The 1,733-nt window shown below is 35.2% G+C and carries 1 protein-coding gene; it reads left to right on the top strand.

Translation table 11 applies throughout. From position 1 onward, the window contains the following. Positions 1–164 precede the first annotated feature (164 nt). A partial coding sequence (locus tag ACSC97_RS16110) for a phage tail protein (RefSeq protein WP_436661945.1) occupies positions 165–1,733 on the top strand: 1,569 nt, incomplete at its 3' end.

The following is a 1,733-nucleotide window of genomic DNA, read 5'->3' as shown; positions in this document are numbered from 1 at the left end:
ACTTGATAATTAGTATATTGTGAGGTTGTATTTAACAATGCTGTTGCAGGTTAACAGTAAATAGATAACGTTAAGTATGTTTTTTTGATCAGCGCAAAATCATAAAACTGTATTTTTCATAAATACAACATAAATTTGACAACATCACAATAATGGTAATTGATATGGCGAATGCAGAAGTAACAGTTTATGATGCGAGCACTGGAAAGATAACAGGTACAAAAGCATCTTTCACGACACCCTCGGAAATTAAGACATCACCGAATGAAATTTTGCAACTTAGATTAAATCAAAATTTAATAAATGGCTCAGAACAAATTGGTAATGATTTGGTTCTTTATGCCGAAGGTACTGGTCTGGAAAACAAAATTATTATTAAAGATTACTTTGATAATAAGGTGAAACTTGTTGTTGAAGATGCTGAAACAGGAAAGCTCTCCTTAGCTAATGTGCCAGAAGGTGCTTTCACTGGTTTGGCATTTACACCAATTGACTCAATTGATCAGGTGGTTACTGGCACAGAGTCAGATAGTAATATGCCTGGATGGGTGTTGCCTGTATTAGGCGTGGCTGCTGCTGTTGGTGTTGGTGCTGCTCTTGCTGAGAATAAGAGCAGTAGTCATCATGATTCAAGTCCTAATCCTACAGACCCAACTGATCCTACAGACCCAACTGATCCTACAGACCCAACTGATCCTACAGACCCAACTGATCCTACAGACCCAACTGATCCTACAGAACAACCTTCATTATGGGATGTGATCAAAGACTTTGTTGACGGTCAAATTAATCATTGGAAAGATATTATTAATCAAATTAAAGAACTTCCAAGTTTTAAAGTGATTGGAGATGTCTTTGATTTAATTGGTAAAGCAATAAAAGGTGGTTTTGACACAGTTGTAGGTGGAATTAAAACTTTCTTTAAAGGTGGTTTTGAACTCTTAGAGGGTATTGGTCAAAAAATCAGTCTTACTGTTAAATTTGGCTCAAGCATGCTCGCACAGGGATTTGATTTTATTGTTGATGTTATAAAGTTTCCAGCTTTGTTGATTAGTAATCCACTGAAAGCACTTAAAGAATTATTGGATTTTGATCATATTGGAACATTTGTTTCAACAGTGAAAAACTTCGCTACTGATATGTGGGGAGCGTTTACAGGTACTATTTCTAATGTGTTTAATACATGGAAAACATATTTTGGTGAAACAAAAGCATTTTTAAGTGATGCATTTAATGATTTGATGAATATTTCATTCATTGATTTATTGCGTTTCCCGTTAGATTTGTTTAGTGCTGGAAAATCTGTTGTTGGTGGTTTTATTTCTGGATTTGTGGATTTTGTAAAATTTATCCCAGAATCAATTGAGGCACTATTAAAAGGTGGTCTTGGTCTTGGAGATTTTATTAAAGATGCAACAGACTTCATTGGTAACCTATTTAGTGGTGATGGTGTTATTGGATCATTTGTAGGAACAATCAAAGATGTGCTCTTCGGTGAAGGTTCAATCATTGGTTCAATCGTTAATACGATTAAAGACACAGTGAGTGGTATCTTTGGTGAAGGTTCAATCATTGGCTCAATCGTTAATACGATTAAAGACACAGTGAGTGGTATCTTTGGTGAAGGTTCAATCATTGGTTCAATCGTTAATACGATTAAAGACACAGTGAGTGGTATCTTTGGTGAAGGTTCAATCATTGGTTCAATCGTTAATACGATTAAAGATACAGTG

Origin of the sequence: Acinetobacter sp. P1(2025), from assembly GCF_051390655.1 — a bacterium.
GTDB lineage: Bacteria > Pseudomonadota > Gammaproteobacteria > Pseudomonadales > Moraxellaceae > Acinetobacter > Acinetobacter junii.
This window is presented reverse-complemented; position numbering and strand designations above follow the sequence as displayed.